Raw genomic sequence first — 21723 nt, 5'->3', positions numbered from 1 at the left:
TATATTTTTATCTGGATAAAGCTGTTTCTTGTTGTCTAACAAGTTCAAAAAATTCTTGTTTTAGACTAGAGTCATGCCTAAAATCACCTCTTACAACGGAATTAACCATACTACAATGTGATTCTTTAACACCTCTAAGTTTCATACAATAGTGATCTGCTTTTATAATTATTCCTAAGCCTTGTGGCTCGCATAGCTTTTGAATTTCATCAGCAAGAATCATCACAGCCTCTTCTTGTATGTGAGGTCTTGAAAAAACCCAATCAGCAACTCTTGAGAATTTTGAAAGACCAATAACACGAGAGCCAGGTTTTATACCAATCCAACAATGACCCATTATTGGAACAAAATGATGAGAGCATGCAGATCTTACGGTAATTGGTCCCACTGTATAGATTTCATCTAAATTTTTTACGTTGGGGAAGCTAGTTACTCTTGGTTGTTGATGATATCTGCCTTTAAAAACTTCATTGAGATACATACGTGCAACTCTTTCCGCGGTCCCCTCAGTGTTGTGATCATTGTCTATGTCAATAACAAGACTCTTTAGAAGATCCCTTACCCTCCCAGCAACTTCAATCTCAAGCTCTTTAATTTCTCCGGGCTCAATACACTCAGCAACATTATCGTTTGCGAAAAAAGAAACCCCCTCCTTAATTAGGCGAGCTCGAATTCTTTCAGACGTTAATTGTTTTTGACCAGTTTCTTTGGACATGTTCTGGTCCTGATTGCCTTCTGGCACATTTGAAATAGTTGATGTCATAAAAACAAATTAAAAAGCCCCCCCAGAGGGCATGAGAGTTAAATCTTCAATTACTTGGGTTGAAGGTTGAGTGGCTAAATGAAGGAGCTCACTAGCTACATTTTCAGCTTGAAGCATTGCGTCCCTGTTAAAACTACCCTTAACAGTGTCACTATCCCAAATTGAGGTGTTCACTGAACCAAGCGTAAGAGTGCAAGCTCGAATTGAATTGGATCTCTCCTCCTCTGCTAGGCATTTGGTAAAACTAGCTAATGCAGCCTTACTGACGCAATAGGCTCCCCATTGCGAGAAAGCATTTCGAGATGCATGGCTACTCACATTTACGACTAATCCTCCATTTTTTCTCATCATCGGAACGACCTTTGAGCAAATTTGAAAAATACTGCTCAAATTCATTTGCAGCAGCCATTGCCATTTATCCAATGGCATTTCTATTAAGGGACCAGTCCATGCAACACCTGCATTATTAATCAAAACATCTGGACACAAGCCATTAGAAAGTAACTTTTCCAATCCTGATTCAATCTCTGATGGTTGGGACAGGTCTGAAGAAGAATAAAAAATTTTTCCGGAAAATTTTTCAAGCTCTATTGATAGGTTTTTAAGAGCACTTTTGTCTCTTGAAACTAAGAGAAGATTCCAACCAGCCTCGGCAAAACGTTTTGCAGCGGCTTGGCCTATCCCTCTCGAAGCTCCTGTAATCAAAACTGTTGACAATGAAAAAATTCCTAACCCGAAGAGTCTAGACACTCATTGACGTATTTATGGAATTTTTTTCTATGTATTTGCCCATTTCTCTAAATTTCTCATACCTTTTCTCGCGTAATTGCTGCCGAGTTAAGCTTTTCAACTCGGTTAAATGTCTTTGTAGAGCCTCTTTTAAAACTTCGCCAGCATGGAGCGGGGCCCAATTATTACCCCCTGCGGGCTCTTTGAGCACTTCATCAACAACTCCAAGAGTAAGCAAATCAGAGCCAGTAATTTTTAATGCTGAAGCTGCGTCAGGGGCCTTTGCTGCATCTCTCCAAAGAATTGAAGCGCAAGCTTCGGGGCTTGCAACGGTGTAAACGCTATGTTCAAACATCAAAAGCCTATCAGCCACTCCGATTCCCAAAGCACCGCCAGAACCACCCTCCCCTATGACGGTTGCAATTATTGGGACTCTCAATCTAAACATTTCACGTAAATTTACAGCTATCGCCTCTCCCTGTCCCTGCTCCTCTGCTAGAAGGCCTGCATAAGCCCCAGGAGTGTCTATGAAGGATAAAATCGGCAATCTAAACCTATCTGCATGATTCATTAATCTCAGGGCTTTCCTATAACCGCCTGGCTTGGCCATACCAAAATTTCTCGCAACATTCTCTTTTGTATCTCTTCCCTTTTGTTGACCGACAATAAGAACCGATTCATCGCCTACCTTCCCAATCCCCCCAATCAAAGCTTGATCGTCGCTTCCATATCTATCTCCATGCAACTCAACCCAATCATCACAGAACATTCGGATGTAATCCAATGTGCTTGGTCTTTGTGGATGACGAGCTACCTGAATTTTTTGGGAAGGTGTTAAAGCCTGAAATATCTCTTCCCTTCTCCTTGTAGCTAAAGTCTCAAGCTGCAAAAGTTGCTGACTGACATCAACTTCAGAATCTCTAGCTAACTGTCTTATTTGCTCTATCTGTTTTTCGAGTTCTACAAGAGGTTTTTCAAACTCAAGAAGGTAACGCCTTGCCATAGTTAAAACTCCTTAGATGGTTCAGACTAGAGCAGTCTGCACATTAGGACTTAAACCAACAGCAGAAAAGCCATGCCTTATAGAAGCTTTACCTATAAAGTCCATTTTTTCTAAGGTAATGTTGTTTCTTCCCCAACTGAAATTGGTGTGGCAATTCTCGAATTCAAGAATCATTGCCTCAGCAAAACAAGCGAACATCTCTCTCTGAGGTTTTTCCATTTCAGCTAATTCCATCATGTTCCAACCAATATCCTTGAAAAATTCGACTATGCCGCCTTTCAAAACATGTATTCCAGTACCGGAAAACTTTTCATCAAGATTTTTTGGATAACCACCATCAATCATTAGACAGGGATTTTGTAACTTTGTTGAATCGATTTCAAGAGTTTTGGGCATACTTGCCACCCAAACAACTACATCTGCCTTTGGAAGTGCTTCATCCAGTGAAAGAATGCTCCCACCATTAAGCTCTTTCTGAAGATCTTGTAAAGGCTGCTGCTGTCTAGCAACTAAAAGTAAATCCTTCACTCCAGTTCGTTTTGAAAGCCATCTACAAACAGCACTGCCAATATCTCCAGTAGCTCCAACTACTGCGACTTTTGATTTCTTCAAATCAATTCCAACCAATGGCGCATTTATTTCAAGCTGGCGGCAAATAACCCAAGCTGTATGTGTGTTTCCAGTTGTGAAACGCTCCCAGTTAAGAGTTGTATTTCTAACTTGCTTATTTTGTAAGAGGTTGAAATTCTCAAAAATAATTGATGTAAATCCACCCAGGGCGGTTATGTTGATTCCTTTTTTCTGAGCTAATTCCATTGCATTTAATACTTTTCTCCTAGCAGTCTTAAATCTTGCAAGCATCTCAGGAACAAAACATGAATCAATGTAAGCGCCTTGAATTTTCTTACCAGTAGCACTTGTAACTTCAACGTGCTCAACAAGTTGAGGTGGTGCTGTACACCACACATCTAAGTCCCCTTCAGCAATGTGCTCATAACCTAGTTCCAAGGCTTTTCGCTTTGCATCATTAAAGCTTGTTGAATGGCCTATTAATCCAAACATTGAAGATCGAAAAGCATGGATATGGAACTTTAAAAATCCCTTAAGGTTTTGAACATTAGTTCAAAACGGTCTTAATCACCAAAATAAAGTCAATCCAATTTACTCAGATTTAGTTTTTATTCTAATTTCTTTTTTGATTTTTCCTCTTAAACCACTGCTGCTAGTGCCATTCTAGCAATTTGTCTATTATCTAATCCCATTTCGACAAGTGAATCTTGATAAGCGATCATAAACTCCTCCATAAGCTCCTCCTTGTCCATATGAAGCGTTTCGGCATCTTTGGCAACCTCATCAAGCATTGACTTAATCAAAGGAAGATTTTCCTTATTTGCCTTGATTAATTCATCTTTACAATTATCCAAATTAGCTTTTAGCCACTCCTGGCCGTAATTCAAATGAAGATATTCATCTTTGACAACACCTTCTGTAATTTTTTTTGCGAAAGGATCAGCAACTCGGATGTAAACATGATAAGCAGAAATGGCAAACGCCTCAATCAAAATCGCCTGAATTAAAAGGCAAGTTGTTAAATTCCCATCTGCATGAGCCTTTTGAAAATTACCGTGCAACTTAGAAAAAAACTTTTTAGCAAATGGCATATCTGCCGTTACTCCCAAATTCTTTCCGCATGCAGTGAAACCTTTCATATGTTTCATTTCCATAACAGCAAGCCTTTTTAGCTCTGCTGCATTTTCAGGAATAAGTTTTCCAATAGAAATGTAATTGTCGTAAGCCTCTTTTTCTCCCTCAATAACAATGGCATTGATTCTGCTGTAAGCATCTTTGTATTGGTCTGTAGTGAAATCAGGAAGATTACCCTCTTCAGAAGAAATACCAGTTTTTGTATCAACTTCGGACGTAACTAAAGATGACATGGAACTACTAATGGATGGATCTATTTGAGGGATACTACCGAATTACGACCGATTTTGCAGTTCTATTATCACAATTTAGTAGTGCTTAAAGATAATTATTGATTAATCGGGGGCCATTCACTGTTCATTAGGCTCGAAAAAAGTTTGACCCAATGAACTACCAAAGCGTTTTCAAGACTCTCACCAAGCTCCTTAGTTGATCCAATACTGTCACCGATAACCCCTGACTGACTAAGGTCTTTTGTTAACCACGCACAAGGTGCAGCCCCCTCAAGACTCCAACCAGTAGGTGCAGGGATATTAATTTCTCCAGAATCTTTGAAATTATTTTTCCAATTAATATCTTGGTTCAATCCGTCTGTTGGCCTCTCAGAACCAACTAATTGCGGGTCAAGATGAAGCATCAGGCTTGTTTCAGCTAATGCAGCATGAAGTCCTTCCTCAACCTCTTTTGAGGGAATTAGCTCATTAATTTGGCTTACGCCACTCCATAGGAAGCAGGGCAGAACAGCCATTGTTGGACACTGAACTCGAAGCTGCCTGGCAACTGCTTGAAGCAGACCAATTTGACCACCATGGGCATTAAAAAACACCAGTCTCTTAAATCCCATATTTGCTAACTGCTTACCAACCTCTGTTATTAATCTGAGCATAACCTCGGCTGAGAGGGAAATAGTCCCTGGGAATGAGGCATGTTCAGGAGAGAAACCGATTGATTGTGGCGGTAAAATCCAAATTGGTTTTTCCTCAGGAATTTGTTTTAAAACCTTCTGAATGATTTTATTTGCAAAAAAAGTATCAGTGATTAAAGGTAAATGAGGCCCATGCTGTTCGAACGCTCCAAATGGCCAAACCAATGTAGAACCCTTTTTAGATGCAGCTTTTGAGGCTTGAGGCCAACTCAAGAATTCAAACCTTCGAGATTCAGGACAAGATGACATTTTTCCTAACCCTGTTGATAACTGAACATTGCCTGTAAGAATGACTCATCGACGAAATTAAGGGCATCATGACGGAATCTGAAAGTCCGAAGCCCCAAAAGCCAAATTCCCCAAATTTTGCGGCTAACTCTCAGCGTAAACCTTTACAGGTAATGCACATCAGCAGAAAGCTCAAGGAAGCTTCTCAAAATAAAGACCCACATGAAGAAAAAAAAGATGATTCAAAATCCGCAAAAATTCAAGAACAATCTAAAAATCATCCCAATGAAGGTAATGAATTAATAAAACCTTCGTTAGGAAGAGACGATAAGACGTTCTTTAAAACTGACTTTGAAGATGAAGATGGGTTGTCAATGGAAATGATCATGGCCAATGAGGAGCCTGATTCCAAACAAACATTTAAAAATCAAGCAGAATTTTCTCGCGGCTCAGCAACCTTATTTTCTAATCAACGCGTAGTAGATGAATTTGATTTTGATGAAGATGAATTCCTCGCTGCCTTAGAGGAAAATGTACCAGTAGGAAATACAGGTGAAACAGCAAAAGGGAAAGTCATTGAAGTTGAAAGTGATGGAGTTTATGTCGACATTGGTGGCAAAGCTCCAGGATTCATGCCAAAAAAAGAATGTGGTCTAGGTGTGATAACAGGTTTGAAAGAAAAATTCCCCAAAGGACTTGAGGTAGAGGTACTTGTTACACGAGAGCAAAATGCGGACGGAATAGTAACCATAAGTTGTAGAGCACTTGCTCTAAGAAAAAGTTGGGAGAAAGTTGGCTTACTTGAGAAAGAAGGCAAAGTTGTTCAAGTAAAAATCAATGGTTTTAACAGAGGAGGTGTTACTTGTGATCTAGAGGGTTTACGAGGCTTCATTCCCAGATCACAATTAGAGAATGGTGAAAATCATGAAACACTTGTTGGGAAAACTATTGGGACTGCTTTTCTGGAGGTAAATCCAGAATCCAGAAAACTTGTTCTATCTGAGAAAAAAGCTGCCATCGCAAAACTATTTTCTGAGCTCGAGCTAGGGCAACTTGTAGAGGGTCGAATCGCCTCAATCAAGCAGTATGGTTACTTTGTGGATCTTGGTGGATTCAGTGGCCTCCTACATCACTCATCCGTGACAAATGGAAATTTGAGATCTTTAAGCGAAGTATTCAAAAAAGGTGACATAGTTAAAGCACTGATAACTGATCTTGATCCAAGGAGAGCAAGAATAGGATTAAATACTGCGTTGCTAGAGGGCCCACCAGGCGAAATTCTCAAAGAAAAAGAAAAAATCATGGCTGAAGCTGAAGAAAGAGCGCTTAAAGCTCAAGAGACTTTAAAAAAAGCACAAACTACTGAATGAAAGTCAATAATCCCACAACTAAAACAATCACAAAAAAAGCCGATTGGGAACTTGATTTTTATTCAAGACCAATAATCGAGAAGGACGGAAAAAAACGATGGGAATTGCTTATTTGCAATACCGACTCATTCTCAAATGAGAAACCCTTCAGATGGGAAAAAAAATGTCCAGCTGGAGAAGTTAACTCTGGGTGGCTATCTAAAGCCTTAAAGGAGGCTTTGGAGGACTACAAAAAAGAAGGATGGGAATTGCCATCAAAACTACGTTTTTGGCGACCTTCGATGAGAACGATGATAAAAAAAGCCGCCGAAACAGTGGGCATAGATCCTATTTCAAGTAGACGAACCTATTCACTCTTGGATTGGATTGAGAAACGGGGAAAAGAGGTTTATCCAAAAGAGCCTGGGTATGTAGCTGGTCCACTTGCACCGACGTTTTCACCAATACTTAACCAAGCAATTCCACTTCCTGAGGCTATTAGGGGTGATGCCTGGAGCTTTGCAACTCTCCCAGTTGGAATACTGCGTGAGGCAGATCAATGGCCCATTGAATTTAGTGGATTAATTCCCATAAATGAAAATATTGATGACGATATTCAAGTTCCTGGAATAAGGCTATTCAGTAAATCAAGATCATTAGGTTTAGCGGCATGGCTTGGTGGTCTCGAACCTGTTGTATTAACCCAAGAAAATTCTCAATTAGTTCTTGAAGCTGGACAAGATGAAAGATGGCTTGTAACTGACATGGATTCCAAAACAACAGAATTTGCAAAAAATAGTTTCCAAACCTCTCTTAAGAAAGCTGGCGGAATTCAATTTATTTCTATTCAATCAACTCCAGAAGAACAAATTTTTGCTGGGTTCTGGATGTTAAAGGATTGCATTATTGGATAAATCAAATTTATTAGAAAAGAGTAATTTTAATGAGAGAGAACGAGATCATTCTCAAGATTGGGTTTTGAGTAAAGAAAAAACTTTTTTTACATCTAAACTTCTTTCTTCAAATGGATTCAATCATGGATTTTTCACAAAAAATAATCATATAAATCGACCAGAGGAATTGATCAAAAAATTAAACAATGCAGAAAGTAAGCCAATTTTTAAATGCGATCAAATACATAGTAATAATATTATTGAAATAAAAGGCTCTCAGAGTTGTAGCTATTCCGATGCTGATGGAATTTTTAGTCTTGATAATGCAAGTAAAAGCCTCTGGATTTACACTGCAGATTGTACTCCAATAATTGTTGTCGATCCCATTAAAAGAAATATGGGCATCATTCATGTGGGGTGGAGAGGACTTACAAATAAGATAATAAATAAGATTCTAGAAAAATTAAATCCCCCCAATTCAGAGAGAGCAAGTTTAATTGCTGCAGTTGGCCCTTCAATCAGCCAAAATAGATATGAAGTCTCTACAGATTTGATAATAAAAATATTTAACTCCTTATTTTTTGATAGAAATTATTTAAATAATATTAAAAATGAGGAAAAAATTATTAAATTGAAAGAATTGAATATTCTAAAAGATTATAAAATGAAAGGAAAATATTTATTAGATATCAAGAAAACCATCTACTTTCAACTTCTTAAAGGTGGACTTACTTCAAAAAATATTTCGATAAACCAAAACTGCACATTTAATGATGAAAATCTATTCTATTCATGGAGAAGGGATAAAAAAAAGAAGTTTCAGTGGAGTTGTATTTATAACTACTAAAATTTAATAACAATCTGATTTAGCTATTCCACGATCTATTAAGTCTAAGGATATGTCTTTATTATCATCTATTCTTAATACTTTTGAAATTAATACCCCATTTTGAGAGCCTTTGGGTTTTAAATTTACTTTTGTGTGTCTTGGTAAAATTTTTTCTAAAGTGTCAATCGCATTACTTTCATTTGAAGGATCGACAACTAAGCAAGCGATTCTTATTGTGTAATTTCTATTATGATCGCCTATTAACAGGGTTGAAGAATTTGTAATTTGCAATACTTCTGCACTATTAACTTTAAAAGAAAAGATCAAAGAAAACAGAAAAATCAAACAAGAAAAAATAATTTTTTTCATTTAGAAGATTTTCCACAATAAGGACAATAAAGAAAACTGTTCTGAATGTCTTTACCACAGCTAGAGCATAAAGAATTATTAGGCACAGAGTTATCATTTACTACTGGTAATCCCACCATCTGATTATTACCTTTACCAGGAGGAACCATTGGATAGCAATTTTCATTTCTTCTGACGTGTATATCAATTAGTGCAGGTCCTTTTTTTTCTAAAGCATCTTTTAATTTAGGCTTTAGATCTTCCCGTCGATTGATCATAACCCCTTCAATTCCAAATGAATTTGCTAGCGCAGAGAAATTAGGTTCTCCATTTTTCATATCAGTAGCTGAATACCTTTCGTCATAAAATCTTTCTTGCCATTGCCTGACCATTCCTTGCCAATGATTATTTATAATTATTATTTTAACATTCAAATTATATTGAGATACAGTGCCTAATTCTTGAATATTCATAAGGATACTTGCATCGCCTGCAATACATAAAACTTGTTCTTTTGGCAGAGCAATTTGAACGCCCATTGCAGCTGGTATGCCAAATCCCATTGTTCCAAGCCCTGCACTACTTATCCATTGTCTAGGTCCATTACGCAAATATTGGGCTGCCCACATTTGATGCTGCCCCACATCTGTGGTTACGTATGCATTTGGAGCCAAATTACGCAATTCAAGTAACACCTCTTGTGGATAGATTTGACCTTCCTTTGGTGGATTAACTAATGGGTATTTCAATTTCCAATTTTCTATTTGAGCAAGCCAATCTTTTGTATTTGATTTAATATCTTTTCTCTTGCTTAATTCAAGTAATTTTTTTAGATTCTCTCCTACATCTCCCAGTACTGCAACTTCTGCAAAACGATTTTTATTAACCTCAGCAGGATCTATCTCAAAATGAATTACCTTTGCAGAGGGTGCAAAGGTATCGAGTTTTCCAGTAACTCTGTCATCAAAACGAGCTCCAACAGCAATAAGCAAATCGCAATCAGTTACTGCAAAGTTTGCGTAGGCAGTTCCATGCATTCCAAGCATCCCTAATGAGAGATATTCTTTTTCGTCAAATGCGCCTTTTCCCATCAAAGTTGTTGTAACGGGAATGCTATGACGCCTAGCAAAAGAGGACAAAACTTCATGAGCACCAGAGGAGACAGCACCACCGCCAACATATAAAAGTGGTTTATTCGCATTTTCTATCAGATCAAGAGCATCTATTAGAGATTGTTCGTCTGGAACAGGAGGTAACCTAAATCCCTTTGGGAGAACAGATCCAGGATCAACTGGCTCGTAGTAAAAAAGCTCTTGACCAACATCTTTAGGTATATCAATCAATACAGGTCCAGGTCTGCCTTCGGCAGCTATCACAAAAGCCTGAGAAACTACTGAGGCTATCTCCGAGGGATCTCTAACAACCCAAGAATGTTTAACAATAGGGAGTGTAATTCCAAAAATATCCGTCTCTTGAAAAGCGTCTGTTCCAATTGCGGGTCTAGGTACTTGTCCTGTTATGACTACTAATGGCACAGAATCCATTTGTGCTGTTGCGATACCAGTAACTAGATTTGTTGCCCCTGGACCAGATGTTCCAAAACAAACCCCAACTTTGCCGGTAGATCTTGCAAAACCATCAGCAGCATGAGCTCCACCTTGCTCATGCCTAACCAAAATATGCTTCAACCAACCTTGCTCCTCAGCTTTGTAAACTGCATCGTAGATCGGCAAAATTGCGCCACCTGGGTAACCAAAAATTGTATCAACTCCATTTCTTCTTAAAGAATCCATAAGGGCATCAGCCCCAAGAGTAAGTTTATTGCGTTTTTTTTCCGACTCACCCAGAGCCAAAGATGCTGACGTCAGGGTCACGGCAAATTCAATTTAATTAATTAACAATAAATGTTACTGGATACTTTAGAAAATGGATAAAAAAATATGAAATAAGAAAACAAGAAATTCTAAAACTGCCGTTCAATTTATCTAATTCAGAGCAATCCAAGGTTATGTAATGGTCCACTACCCATGAAAAACTCAATGAAAAACACCAAAAATACAATCATTGCAACTCTGCCATTCCATACTTCGGAACTGTTGTTCCACCCCCATTGCCATTTCTCTTGAGGATATAACTTTACTCTCTCAGGCAATTTTGAGGCATCATCAAGGGTAACTTCAGGTCCATCAAGACAAGAGGTTACCAAATCTGCAAGACCTTTAATGAAAATAGGGTGGGTATTTAATGCCCTAACACGGAAGAAATTTTCGATGCCAGATTTTTCAGCCAGCTCTCGATACTCAATATCTATTTCCTGAAGAGTTTCAATATGTTCACTTACAAAACTTATTGGTACAACTACAAGTTCTCTTGTTCCTCCTTTACCAAGAGTTGCCAAAACATCCTCTGTATATGGCTTCAGCCATTCTTCAGGTCCGACCCTACTTTGATAAGAAAGAGTATAAGGATTTGTATAGCCAAGCGTTTTTTCGAGTTTATCGATTATTAAAATTGAGCAATTTTCTATTTCATCTTTATAGGGATCTCCAGCATCATCAACATAACTTTTGGGTACACCATGAGCAGTAAAACAAACATGAGCTTCTTGGGGGGTGTTGCATTTTTGTATTTGCTCTTGGATAAGTTCAGCCATTGCTTGCACATACCCTTCTTGATCAAACCAACTCCTTATGCACCTAATTGGTATTTTCTTAAATTCATTATCAGAGACTCTTAATCTACTCAATTCTCTAAAACTCGATCCAGATGTACTTATAGAAAAGTGTGGGTATAAAGGTAGAACAACGACTTGTGTTACTCCATCAGCTTTTAGATCTGCAACAGCAGACTCAGTGAAGGGATGCCAGTAGCGCATTGCGATATAGCTAGTAGCGTCAATACCTCTTTGTCGAAGTTCACTCTGTAATTCTCTTGCTTGTTGTTCAGTAATGCGCCTAAGAGGCGAACCACCGCCAATAGCTTCATATGCTTTTTGAGATTTTGTACTTCGCAGGGTGCTTATTAACCACGCAAGGGGTTTTTGAAAGGCTGGAATAGGCAGTCTTATAATCTCTGGATCTGAAAAAAGGTTGTAGAGAAAGGGGCCGACATCTTTTATTCGCTCCGGTCCCCCAAGATTCATTAAGAGGACTCCAACGCGAGACATTCATAGAAGGCAATGCTTAAAATAGATTAGCTGCTGAAAACTTAAAATTAACTTGAAAAATTGTTAAAATGATGACATAAGCAACTTCCAAATTTTTCAAACCATTTAAAAATCATATTTTTATAAAACACCTCATAACAAGAAAGTAAGTTAGTAATAAAAAATCAAGATTGAAATTGGCTTTCTACAATTTTTGAGTTATAACATAATTAAAATCTTTTTTGTTAAAAATAAGACCTAGAAAAAATTACTACAAAGTAATATGAATTTCTCAGAGAATATAAAAATAATTAACGATAAAATAGCTAAAAATGGATCCAAGATAAAGATCGAAAAAAGAGGCAAAACATTAAGTTTTAGGGGAATTTTACCTTCCAAAGAAAACAGTAACCTTACAAAATACCAAAGAATCAGCTTAAATTTACCAGCAGACTTGGAAGGATTAAAGAAATCTGAGAAACTACTTGAATTATTGTTACTTCAACTTCAACACAATCAATTCAATTGGAGTAATTGGAATAGGTCAACTTCAAAAAAGAAGGGTTCAGCGAAAAATTCACTCAATGAGGCTATTAAAAACTTTGAGGCATTTTTTTTTAAGGAAGGTAGTTCAGCAAGCAAAAGGACAACTTGGGATTCAGCATACAAACCCTATCTGAAAAAACTTGAAATATTACAAGATAAAAAAAATTATTCAATCAATCCAAAGCTTTTTTTTGAGACTTTAGAAACTTATCAACTTAATAGCAGAAGCAGATTACAATGTTCATCTTCATTAGGAATCTTTGCAAAGTTTTTGAATATTGAGTTATCAGATAATTGGAAAAAAATAGCTTTAGGTTATGGTCTTAAGCAATATAATTATCGGGAATTACCAAGTGATGAGAAAATAATAGCTTTATGGGAACAGATACCTAATCCCGAATGGAAGTTGGTGTTTGGAGTAATGGCAACATATGGACTCCGAAACCATGAGGTTTTTTTCTCTGATTTCTCATCAATAAAAAAAACTGGGGATAAAGTAATAAGAGTTTTACCAACAACAAAGACTGGCGAACATGAAGTTTGGCCATTTCATCCAGAATGGGTAGATCTTTTTCAACTAGAAAAGCTAAGTAAAGATAAAAATCATTTACCTCAAATCAATATAAATTTAAGTACTACAACTCTTCAAAAAGTTGGTAGAAGAGTTTCCGAACAATTTAGAAGATATAAATTACCTATCACGCCTTACTACCTAAGACACGCATGGGCTGTAAGAACAATTTTGATTGGATTGCCTGATACAGTTTCGGCAAGAATGATGGGTCACTCGGTATCAATTCACAATCGTACATATCATCATTGGATAACGAGAAGAGACCAACAGAAAGCTGTAGATGCAGTTATTGATAAAATATAATCTTTTTTAAAGTAATTTTAAATAAAAACAACAAATATATTTATTATAGTTGCCAAATATAGATTAGAATTTTCTCTTAGTAAGAGACTACCAAAATGACTAAGGAAAACAAAGAAATTAAGAAAAAAATAGAAGCAGAAAGTCTAGATAAATCCTCCAATGAAATTGGAATAGGGGGATTCACAAAAGATGAAAAGGATGAGGAAAGCTATCGTAATAAGATGCAAAAAAGAAAAGAAATACAAATGAAAAGATTAGGCTTAAGAGACAAAAAAAAGGGATTGTTAATAGTATTTACAGGCAACGGTAAGGGTAAAACTACAGCTGCACTTGGTCTTGCTTTGAGAACTTTAGGACATAAGAAAAAGGTTGCAATAATACAATTTATCAAAGGTGGTTGGACGCCAGGAGAATATGAATCTCTTAAATTATTTGGTGAAAACCTCCACTGGCATTCTCTTGGTGAAGGATTTACATGGGAGACACAAGATAGAATTAGAGACAAGGAATTAGTCAATGAATCCTGGGAAAAAGCTCTTAAATATCTAAATGATTATTCCTTCAAGCTTGTAATACTTGATGAAATCAATATAGCAATTAAGCTTGGATATATTTCTTTTGAAGAGGTAATAGAGGGAATTAAAATGAGAGATCCAGCAAACCATGTTGTTTTTACTGGAAGAAATGCTCACAAAGAACTTATTGAAAAAGCAGATTTAGTTACTGAGATGAAATTAATCCATCATCCTTTTAAAGAAAAGGGAATTAAAGCTCAAGAGGGAATAGAATTTTAAGAAAGCAAATATTCTTTTAATGGATGTATTCACTTACTGTATAAATACCTTCTTATGAATCCTTATATGCAATAAAGTTTTTTTTTACATATTACTGTTCTAATCATTCCATCTCTTCATAGCTAGCAAACCAATACAGAACAATTTTCTGTTCGATACCCTTGCTACCGTCAATTAGTTATTGTTCATGAATGGCATTCGCACGAGCCCTCATAAAACTCAGTGGTGAAGCGCTGATGGGAGACAAACCATATGGAATTGATCCCGAAATTGTTCAATCAATTGCCTCGGACATCTCACAAGTTGTTTCTGATGGAATTCAAATAGCAATTGTTGTTGGGGGTGGGAATATTTTCAGGGGTCTAAAAGGTTCCGCTGCTGGCATGGATAGAGCCACAGCGGATTATGTTGGGATGCTTGCAACAGTAATGAATGCCATAACACTTCAAGATGGTCTTGAGAGAGCAGGCGTTGCAACAAGAGTCCAATCAGCTATTGATATGCAACAAATTGCAGAGCCATATATCAGAAGAAGAGCAATTAGGCATTTAGAGAAAGGAAGAGTAGTTGTTTTTGGTGGTGGCTGTGGAAATCCTTTTTTTACAACAGACACAACAGCAGCTTTAAGAGCAGCAGAAATAAATGCTGAGGTAGTTTTAAAAGCAACTAAAGTAGACGGAGTATATGACCGAGATCCGAAAAGATTCTCAGATGCAAAAAAATTCACAAACCTTACTTTTCAGGAAGTCTTAAGTAAAGAGATTGGTGTTATGGACAGTACGGCTATTGCTCTGTGTAAAGACAACAAGATCCCAATAGTTGTTTTTGATATCTTTCAACCAGGTAATATCAGAAAGGCTGTATCAGGAGAAAAAATTGGTTCAAGGATATCTATTTAAATCTGGAATTAATATTATTCTCATTTAAAATAAAACTATTATCAAAAAATATATGGAAAACCAAGAAGAGCTCGAGTCAAGTATGCGTAAATCCGTTGAGGCTGCTCAGCGAAATTTCAATACTATTAGAACTGGTAGAGCAAATACATCATTACTTGATCGAATATCCGTTGAATACTATGGAGCAGAAACCCCATTAAAATCACTAGCAACCCTTGGCACTCCAGACTCTCAAACAATCTCAATACAGCCTTTCGACATTAGCTCTCTACCTCTAATAGAAAAAGCTATAGGTACAAGTGATCTTGGTTTCACTCCAAATAATGATGGGAAAATAATCCGAATAAACATCCCGCCATTAACTGAAGAGCGTCGTAAAGAATTTTGCAAATTAGCCTCTAAATATGCTGAAGAAGGTAAAGTTGCTTTGAGAAATATACGTAGAGAATTAATTGAAAAAATAAAAAAACTCGAAAAAGACTCCGAAATATCCAAAGATCAAAGCCATGATAAACAAGAACAAGTTCAAAAAATGACCGACAAGTTTATTAACGAAATAGAAAAAAATCTTTCAGAAAAAGAATCTGAAATTCTAAAAGTTTGATAACCAAAGATGTCCTCATTATTGGAGCTGGTGCAGCTGGTTCTACAGCTGCATTTCATCTAGCATTAGCAGGAAAAAAAGTCGTTATTGTTGAAAAGAGCGTTAAATTATCGACTAAACAATGTGGAGGTGGTGTCGCATCATCAATACAAAAATGGTTTCCTTTTGATTTAGAACCAAAGGTAGAAGAAATAATAAAAACCGTTGAATTCAGCTGGTGCTTGAAAGATAGGGTAACTGCGAACTTAGGAAATGCAGAACCTTTCTGGATTGTTAGAAGAGAAGAACTCGACGAATTCATAAGAGAACATGCTGTTAATTTAGGCGTTGAATTAATAAGGCCATTTAATGCTATAGATCTCAAAAGAGATAACAATATATGGAAAACAACCTCGAGTGAAGGTATTCAAATTGAAGCCAAAACTGTAATCATTGCAGATGGTTCGGCCTCTCCATGGCCCCAAAAATTTAAAATTGGCCCTCAAAAACCTCACTTTGCATCAACATTATCTTTAAGGTTGAAAGGAAGAGGAACACTAAAAAATGGAACTGCAAGATTTGAATTTGGGTTAGTTCGTAATGGTTTTGCTTGGGCATTTCCTATGAATGATGAGATTAATTTAGGAATAGGTACTTTTTTGGATGAAAATATAGATATCAAAAGTGAGCTGATACTAAAAAAAATCTTGCCTAGCTTGGGCTTTAATTATCCTCAAAATAATCACAAACTAGTGTCCTTAAGAGTTTGGAATGGTCATTCTCAACTTCACGGCTCAGGCATCCTTGCCGTAGGAGATGCCGCTTCTCTTTGCGATCCCTTTCTTGCAGAAGGAATAAGGCCTGCAATATTAAGTGGTTATGAAGCAGCTAAAACAATAAATCTCTTGTTAGACGGAGATATTGAAGATTTAAGTCCTTACACAAATTCCATTAAACACAATTGGGGGAAATCTATGGCTTGGGGGAAAAGAATATCTCAAGTTTTTTATAGATTGCCCAAAATTGGATACAATCTTGGAGTTAAAAGACCAACAGCCCCAGAGAGAATAGCTCAAATACTTTCTGGAAAAATGAGTTATGAAGATATTGCCCAAAGAGTAATTAAAAGATTACTTTTTCAGAGAAATTAAGTATTTTTGGATTATATTAAAATTTATTTTCGAAGATATTGAAATAAGCGCTAAGAAGATCTAACTGTTATGACTTATCAATGGGGAGGGATTTTTTTTACTCTCAATGATGTTTAAACGCTCGGTAAGTTGAGTTTCAAGTGTATTTATGGCCTTACTAAATCCGTCAATACCCTCCTTAAGTTTTTCGGAGGCCATTCGGTCACCTGCCATCAATAGATCAAAGCTTGTTTGATCTATTTGAATATTCTCATTTATCTCTTTAGGATTTGATGCATTTAATTTCAATTCCAATTTTCCATTTTGAGATTTTAATTCCTCAAGAAGCTTGGGCGAAATTGTCAACAAATCACATCCAGCGAGTTCCTTAATCTCATCAAGATTTCTAAAGCTAGCTCCCATAACCTCAGTTTTAAAACCATTGAATTTGAAGTAATTAAAAATTTTAGTTACTGATACAACTCCGGGATCTTCATTACCAGGGTAATTTTCTTTTCCAGTAGCAGCTTTATACCAATCAAGAATTCGGCCAACAAATGGAGATATCAAAGTTACTCCAGCTTCAGCGCAAGCTACAGCTTGATAAAAATTGAATAATAACGTTAAATTACAATGAATTCCATCTTTTTCGAGAGACTCAGCGGCCTTAATACCTTGCCAAGTAGAAGCAATTTTTATTAACACTCTATCTTTGGAAATACCAAAACTCTCGTACAATTTAATTATTTTACGAGCCTTGGCAATTGTGGAATCAGTATCGTAACTAAGTCTTGCATCTACTTCAGTAGATACTCTTCCAGGGATGTAGTTTAGTATCTCCCTTCCAAAATAAACACAAATAAGATCTAATGCTTCTGATACGACTTCTGTAGTATTTGCTTTATTGCCACAGTTTCTGCGAGATGAATTTAATGACTCATCAATTAAGTATTGATATGAAGGATTTTGAGCAGCCGCTAAAATTAACGATGGATTAGTGGTTGCATCTCTTGGCTTGAAGTTCTTAATAGCCTCAAGTTCGCCAGTATCTGCGACCACAACAGTCATTAAGGATAATTGCTCAAGAAGGGAGGACATAAACATTTGTTATTGGACTTAAACCTAGCTATTTCTCGACTAAATTTCAGCTTGAAAAGAGTTTTAAATATTAATTATTTGATAAATTTTCATTATTTAAATAATTAGATGATTAAGTCCTTTTGAGTGTAGGGGGTACTTTCTCTATTACCAGCAAGCTTTCAATGATTTTTTTCGCAACAGGAACTGCCACAGTCGATCCGTATGCATATTCTTTTTTGGGATCATCAATTGCAACAAGAACTACATATCTAGGTTTATCAACAGGCAATATCGCAACAAAACTGCAAATTTTAGAAGTATAACTTTGTCCATTTTGTGAATTATCAGCTGTTCCTGTCTTCCCTGCTATTCGATAGTTTGGCGTCAAAACGCCTTTTCCACTACCATTTTCTACAACTGATTCCATCCAAGAAAGCACTGTTTTAGTGACCTCTGGACTAAAGACTTGGATGTTTTTTTGATCTTTTGAATGCCCCAAAATATCCTCAGAGAAACCTTTTGTGATGTGGGGAGTAACTTTCATTCCCCCATTTGCAATTAATGCATGCAATTGAACAAGTTTTAAAGGTGTTATGGAGAAACCTTGCCCGAAGGATGCAACTGCATGGTGAATTGGTTGTTCAAGAAATAATTTTTTATTTCTAAGTTGACCGCCAACTGCTCCTGGCAAATCAGTATCAGGAGCTTTACTAATTCCCAATTTATCTAACCACTCCCAATAAGAAGATGAGTCTAAGTTTTGCATAATATTTACCATGCCTACGTTGCTTGAGACTTCTAGAACTTTGGCATAATTCATAAAACCGTTAGCTTTATGATTCCAATTTTTTAAAGGCCAACCACCAACGGTAACTGTTCCTGAATCATAGACAGAACCATCTGATGTAATGACACCTTCTTGCAAAGCAAGTGCAAGATTTATCGGCTTGAAAACGGATCCGGGTTCAAATAAATCCTGTACGGACCATTCTTTGAAACGATTGGGAGAATAATTCCAATAGCTATTTGGATCATAGGTTGGCGTTGAAGCTAAAGCTAAAATTTCTCCATTGCTAGCATCCATTACGATGCCGACACCTTTAGAAGCATTCCATGCTTTAACTTGCTTTGCCAATTCTTTTGCAGTAATCATTTGTAAACGCGTATCTAATGTCAATTGCAACTCATGATCGTCTCCTTTGAAAACGCCAGCTTTTATCTCATCCGGTAAGGGAGTACCATCCGCTCCTTTTCTGAGATAATGAGTTTGCTCATTCCTCAAAAATCTCTTATTTAGACTTCTCTCTAGACCTGCCTGAGGGACCCTATCATGATTTAAAAAACCAATTACATTAGCGAAGAGATCGCCCTGTGGGTAAAATCTTTGGGGATAGGACTCTAAATCAATACCACTTATTCCAAGATTTTTTATCTGAGATGCAACTTCCTTGGATATGCCTTCCTTTACTCTTACACCTGAATCCCTTCCATCAAAATAAGATTTTAATTTCAATGTAGACATAGAAAGGTATGAGGAAAGTTCTGTTGCGACCTCTAGGGGTTCACGAATTCTATCGGCAGAATCACCTGGAAAATTAAAATATTTTGGATGAGCCCATAGTCGATATCTCTCTTCATCAAACGCTACAAGCTTACCATTCCGATCGATTATTGAGCGTCTAATACCTAACGGTAGATTCCTCTCAATTTGAAAGGATCTAGCTCGAGCTCTCAGAGAGGAAGATTGAATAATTTGAAGCCATGCCGCTCTGCCACTGAGAGTTAGTAAACCAAGGCAAAGAATAAAAAAAACTAATTTCAACCTATTAACTGGAATAATATTAAGCGGAATTGTCTTTCTATTTCCTCTTTTTCTAAAATGGTATCCTCCTGATGTGTCTATTGACATTTAATAACCCTCACTAAAAGGATATTTTTTTTTTAAATTTTCATTGGCAAATAATTTTAACTTAAACTTATCAATCAAATTAATTTTTTTCTCTTTTCCCTTTTTCAGATAAAGTAAATTAGAAGTTTTAGTCTCAACCAATGATTGATCTGAACTTTTAATTATTAAATGATGTCTTTCTAGCATAGAGATTGACTCCTTAAGCTTATTAATAAGATTTCTTGATGACTCCAAATTCGAGAAAGATTGTGTCCACAAATGCTGCCCATGAAGGGAAATTATTGACATTATTACTAGGACAAAAATTAATCCAATTAAAGATCCATCAATGATTCTATGTGTAGCAGCAAGAAGTGGATATCTACGAATGAGTTCTTTATTTGTTGAACTAAAAATTGATTGCTTGAATAAATTTTTATATTTAAAACTAGAATTTTCTATAATGGAATTTTTATTTTTTATTTTCTGATTTCCAACATAATGAAGATTCACAATTCTGAAATGGATTCGCAAACACTTTCAGTGAAACACTACAAATATGTGTTTGCAAGAGTAAATCAGATAATTCTCCACAATTTATTTTGCCAACAATAAAAGATTTGTGAATGTCATCCCATTCCAAAGTGCGTGCATGACAGCACAGGGTAAAAGCTTCCCAGAACTTAATCTCAAAATACCTAGGCCCACGCCAAGTACAAATAATGGTGGGAGCTCTCCCACACTTAGATGTGCAAGTGCAAAAACAAGAGCACTTAAAACAATTCCTCCATATCGGCCAAATTTCGCTGCCAAGACAGGTAAAAGAGCTCCCCTAAAAATCAATTCTTCAAAGGCTGGAGCTAATATAACAGTAGTTATCAATAGTAATATTAGTGCAAATTTATTTTGACTATTCAGAACAAGGTCAAGCAACGGATTACTTCCACCCGGATCTCCAAAAAATAAAGTTATCAACCAGCCAGATAGCAATACAAATGGGATTACGATCAACCATGCTCTAATTGCTTGAGATATTGATTTTTGAATAGGTTTTATTCCCCACTGTAACCAGCCCCCCTCTGGCATCTCGCTAATAGTAAGTTTTCGTAGCTGTTGAAATAGAATCAGCAGTGGAGGGATAGTCATAGAGATATATCCTATCAATACTCTCAAAGATTCTCCCACAGGCACACTCAATCCATCCGTTATGAAACCACTTAAAGGTATTATTACTGCAGGGAAGAGAACCTCCCCAAGTACAACAAATCCTCCAAAAATCAACAGCATCATGTCAACGATCGTGAGTGGTAGTTGTGTTTGATTTGGCCAAGGAATATTTTTTTTTCTAAAAGCTACCCATAATTGCTTTAATAAAAGAATGAGGCCAATAGCTACAGCTATAAATGGGAAAAACAGAATTGTTAATAATTTTATTGCAATCCATTTAGATGTTTCAGAAAAATCGCAATCATAGATATCTCCATTAACGGCATCACATGTTAATTGATATAAAAGTGGATCTTTTTTTAATTCCGCCAGTATATCTGGATTAGAATTGAATTTTGAGGCATACTCTGATGAATTCAAGAGAAGTTGTTGAATTGGAATTATTTTTTTATTAGTCAAATTACCTTTCAGAATTTCATCTCTAAGTTTTTGTGTTGGCTGTAGAGCAGCCAACACAATTTTATTTCTATCATCTAACTCATTGAAGGGGATTTCTTCAAGAAGACCTCTAAGGCTTTCTTTAGGATCATCACTTGTAAGTGATAAGAAAGGTTCAGGAAGAATATGAGATGCTACCACTGACATTTCTTGTTGCCTCAAGGAGAGTTTTGGAGCAACTGAGGGCCGATCAAAGCTTTCCTGAAGGCCTTTTTGCCAAACAAGTATAGTTAGGAAAAGAGAAAAGAAAGCCGCCAATAACTTCCATAGAGGAGTAGCTTGTCTCATACAGATCGAATAAAATGGATTAACTGAACAACGAACATTTAATTTTAATCAAGATTC

At 36.5% G+C, this 21723-nt stretch carries 21 protein-coding genes; 8 read left to right on the top strand and 13 right to left on the bottom strand.

The genetic code is table 11. The annotated features are described in order from the left end of the window. Positions 1–7: 7 nt before the first annotated feature. From folE to AC6EJA_RS09720, 6 genes are all read right to left on the bottom strand, one after another. Positions 8–763 carry a GTP cyclohydrolase I gene (gene folE / locus AC6EJA_RS09745; protein WP_498502461.1) on the bottom strand — a complete coding sequence of 252 codons (756 nt, stop codon included), beginning with the start codon at positions 761–763 and terminating at the stop codon, positions 8–10. A 9-nt stretch (positions 764–772) separates the two neighbouring features. Next, positions 773–1480: an SDR family oxidoreductase gene (locus tag AC6EJA_RS09740; RefSeq protein WP_498503595.1), complete on the bottom strand. Its 708-nt coding sequence runs from the start codon at positions 1478–1480 to the stop codon at positions 773–775. A gap of 25 nt (positions 1481–1505) precedes the next feature. Beyond that, on the bottom strand, positions 1506–2495 hold the full coding sequence (locus AC6EJA_RS09735; RefSeq protein WP_498502460.1) for an acetyl-CoA carboxylase carboxyltransferase subunit alpha: 990 nt from the start codon (positions 2493–2495) through the stop codon (positions 1506–1508). Between the two features lie 21 nt (positions 2496–2516). Next, positions 2517–3557: a long-chain acyl-[acyl-carrier-protein] reductase gene (locus AC6EJA_RS09730; protein ID WP_498502459.1), complete on the bottom strand. Its 1041-nt coding sequence runs from the start codon at positions 3555–3557 to the stop codon at positions 2517–2519. Between the two features lie 146 nt (positions 3558–3703). Continuing rightward, a complete protein-coding gene (locus AC6EJA_RS09725; RefSeq protein WP_498502458.1) occupies positions 3704–4432 on the bottom strand; it encodes an aldehyde oxygenase (deformylating) in 729 nt (242 codons plus the stop codon). Between the two features lie 95 nt (positions 4433–4527). Continuing rightward, a complete protein-coding gene (locus AC6EJA_RS09720; protein WP_498502457.1) occupies positions 4528–5373 on the bottom strand; it encodes a creatininase family protein in 846 nt (281 codons plus the stop codon). A 68-nt stretch (positions 5374–5441) separates the two neighbouring features. Here AC6EJA_RS09720 and AC6EJA_RS09715 point away from each other — a divergent pair, with 68 nt between their 5' ends. The 3 genes from AC6EJA_RS09715 to pgeF are packed head-to-tail and all read left to right on the top strand — an operon-like array spanning position 5442 to position 8441. Further along, positions 5442–6722 (top strand): S1 RNA-binding domain-containing protein, encoded by a 1281-nt coding sequence (locus AC6EJA_RS09715; RefSeq protein WP_498502456.1) that lies wholly within the window; start codon positions 5442–5444, stop codon positions 6720–6722. After that, positions 6719–7615 carry a Tab2/Atab2 family RNA-binding protein gene (locus AC6EJA_RS09710; protein WP_498502455.1) on the top strand — a complete coding sequence of 299 codons (897 nt, stop codon included), beginning with the start codon at positions 6719–6721 and terminating at the stop codon, positions 7613–7615. The genes AC6EJA_RS09715 and AC6EJA_RS09710 overlap by 4 nt, the downstream gene beginning before the upstream one ends. Next, positions 7608–8441: a peptidoglycan editing factor PgeF gene (gene pgeF, locus AC6EJA_RS09705; RefSeq protein WP_498502454.1), complete on the top strand. Its 834-nt coding sequence runs from the start codon at positions 7608–7610 to the stop codon at positions 8439–8441. Before AC6EJA_RS09710 ends, pgeF begins: the two co-directional genes overlap by 8 nt. Positions 8442–8444: 3 nt before the next feature. Here pgeF and AC6EJA_RS09700 read toward each other — a convergent pair whose 3' ends face one another. From AC6EJA_RS09700 to hemH, 3 genes are all read right to left on the bottom strand, one after another. Further along, positions 8445–8792 (bottom strand): nuclease, encoded by a 348-nt coding sequence (locus AC6EJA_RS09700; RefSeq protein WP_498502453.1) that lies wholly within the window; start codon positions 8790–8792, stop codon positions 8445–8447. Further along, positions 8789–10645, bottom strand: coding sequence for a biosynthetic-type acetolactate synthase large subunit (gene ilvB, locus AC6EJA_RS09695; protein WP_498502452.1), 1857 nt, complete (start codon positions 10643–10645; stop codon positions 8789–8791). Before ilvB ends, AC6EJA_RS09700 begins: the two co-directional genes overlap by 4 nt. 116 nt (positions 10646–10761) lie before the next feature. Further along, complete coding sequence (gene hemH / locus AC6EJA_RS09690) at positions 10762–11937, bottom strand: ferrochelatase (RefSeq protein ID WP_498502451.1); 1176 nt, start codon at positions 11935–11937, stop codon at positions 10762–10764. 262 nt (positions 11938–12199) lie between these two features. Here hemH and AC6EJA_RS09685 point away from each other — a divergent pair, with 262 nt between their 5' ends. The 5 genes from AC6EJA_RS09685 to AC6EJA_RS09665 all read left to right on the top strand — a co-directional run bounded on the left by AC6EJA_RS09685 (position 12200) and on the right by AC6EJA_RS09665 (position 16766). Further along, positions 12200–13339: a site-specific integrase gene (locus tag AC6EJA_RS09685; RefSeq protein WP_498502450.1), complete on the top strand. Its 1140-nt coding sequence runs from the start codon at positions 12200–12202 to the stop codon at positions 13337–13339. Positions 13340–13434: 95 nt separating this feature from the next. Next, positions 13435–14133 (top strand): cob(I)yrinic acid a,c-diamide adenosyltransferase, encoded by a 699-nt coding sequence (gene cobO / locus AC6EJA_RS09680; RefSeq protein WP_498502449.1) that lies wholly within the window; start codon positions 13435–13437, stop codon positions 14131–14133. A gap of 191 nt (positions 14134–14324) precedes the next feature. Further along, positions 14325–15032: a UMP kinase gene (pyrH, locus tag AC6EJA_RS09675; protein WP_498502448.1), complete on the top strand. Its 708-nt coding sequence runs from the start codon at positions 14325–14327 to the stop codon at positions 15030–15032. Between the two features lie 52 nt (positions 15033–15084). Further along, positions 15085–15636, top strand: coding sequence for a ribosome recycling factor (frr, locus tag AC6EJA_RS09670; RefSeq protein WP_498502447.1), 552 nt, complete (start codon positions 15085–15087; stop codon positions 15634–15636). Beyond that, complete coding sequence (locus AC6EJA_RS09665) at positions 15633–16766, top strand: NAD(P)/FAD-dependent oxidoreductase (RefSeq protein ID WP_498502446.1); 1134 nt, start codon at positions 15633–15635, stop codon at positions 16764–16766. Before frr ends, AC6EJA_RS09665 begins: the two co-directional genes overlap by 4 nt. A gap of 60 nt (positions 16767–16826) precedes the next feature. On the opposite strand, the gene AC6EJA_RS09660 is transcribed toward AC6EJA_RS09665, so the two are convergent. From AC6EJA_RS09660 to AC6EJA_RS09645, 4 genes are all read right to left on the bottom strand, one after another. After that, entirely contained in the window at positions 16827–17843 is a 1017-nt protein-coding gene (locus AC6EJA_RS09660) for a transaldolase (protein WP_498502445.1), read from the bottom strand. A 112-nt stretch (positions 17844–17955) separates the two neighbouring features. Beyond that, entirely contained in the window at positions 17956–19734 is a 1779-nt protein-coding gene (locus AC6EJA_RS09655) for a peptidoglycan D,D-transpeptidase FtsI family protein (RefSeq protein WP_498502444.1), read from the bottom strand. Further along, entirely contained in the window at positions 19735–20226 is a 492-nt protein-coding gene (locus AC6EJA_RS09650) for a hypothetical protein (protein ID WP_498502443.1), read from the bottom strand. A gap of 84 nt (positions 20227–20310) precedes the next feature. Further along, positions 20311–21666, bottom strand: a complete 1356-nt coding sequence (locus AC6EJA_RS09645) for a CPBP family intramembrane glutamic endopeptidase (RefSeq protein ID WP_498502442.1) — start codon at positions 21664–21666, stop codon at positions 20311–20313. Positions 21667–21723 lie beyond the last annotated feature (57 nt).

This window comes from Prochlorococcus sp. MIT2309, from assembly GCF_059772305.1.
This window is presented reverse-complemented; position numbering and strand designations above follow the sequence as displayed.

Bases quoted from the DNA above. Each gene is read 5' to 3' on its own strand.
- cobO (WP_498502449.1), top strand. From the start codon at position 13,435: ATGACTAAGGAAAACAAAGAAATTAAGAAAAAAATAGAAGCAGAAAGT.
- AC6EJA_RS09655 (WP_498502444.1), bottom strand. From the start codon at position 19,734: ATGTCAATAGACACATCAGGAGGATACCATTTTAGAAAAAGAGGAAAT.
- AC6EJA_RS09700 (WP_498502453.1), bottom strand. From the start codon at position 8,792: ATGAAAAAAATTATTTTTTCTTGTTTGATTTTTCTGTTTTCTTTGATC.
- AC6EJA_RS09660 (WP_498502445.1), bottom strand. From the start codon at position 17,843: ATGTCCTCCCTTCTTGAGCAATTATCCTTAATGACTGTTGTGGTCGCA.
- AC6EJA_RS09710 (WP_498502455.1), top strand. From the start codon at position 6,719: ATGAAAGTCAATAATCCCACAACTAAAACAATCACAAAAAAAGCCGAT.
- folE (WP_498502461.1), bottom strand. From the start codon at position 763: ATGACATCAACTATTTCAAATGTGCCAGAAGGCAATCAGGACCAGAAC.
- AC6EJA_RS09725 (WP_498502458.1), bottom strand. From the start codon at position 4,432: ATGTCATCTTTAGTTACGTCCGAAGTTGATACAAAAACTGGTATTTCT.
- AC6EJA_RS09720 (WP_498502457.1), bottom strand. From the start codon at position 5,373: ATGTCATCTTGTCCTGAATCTCGAAGGTTTGAATTCTTGAGTTGGCCT.
- AC6EJA_RS09730 (WP_498502459.1), bottom strand. From the start codon at position 3,557: ATGTTTGGATTAATAGGCCATTCAACAAGCTTTAATGATGCAAAGCGA.
- AC6EJA_RS09715 (WP_498502456.1), top strand. From the start codon at position 5,442: ATGACGGAATCTGAAAGTCCGAAGCCCCAAAAGCCAAATTCCCCAAAT.
- pyrH (WP_498502448.1), top strand. From the start codon at position 14,325: ATGGCATTCGCACGAGCCCTCATAAAACTCAGTGGTGAAGCGCTGATG.
- AC6EJA_RS09645 (WP_498502442.1), bottom strand. From the start codon at position 21,666: ATGAGACAAGCTACTCCTCTATGGAAGTTATTGGCGGCTTTCTTTTCT.
- hemH (WP_498502451.1), bottom strand. From the start codon at position 11,937: ATGTCTCGCGTTGGAGTCCTCTTAATGAATCTTGGGGGACCGGAGCGA.
- AC6EJA_RS09685 (WP_498502450.1), top strand. From the start codon at position 12,200: ATGAATTTCTCAGAGAATATAAAAATAATTAACGATAAAATAGCTAAA.
- AC6EJA_RS09735 (WP_498502460.1), bottom strand. From the start codon at position 2,495: ATGGCAAGGCGTTACCTTCTTGAGTTTGAAAAACCTCTTGTAGAACTC.
- frr (WP_498502447.1), top strand. From the start codon at position 15,085: ATGGAAAACCAAGAAGAGCTCGAGTCAAGTATGCGTAAATCCGTTGAG.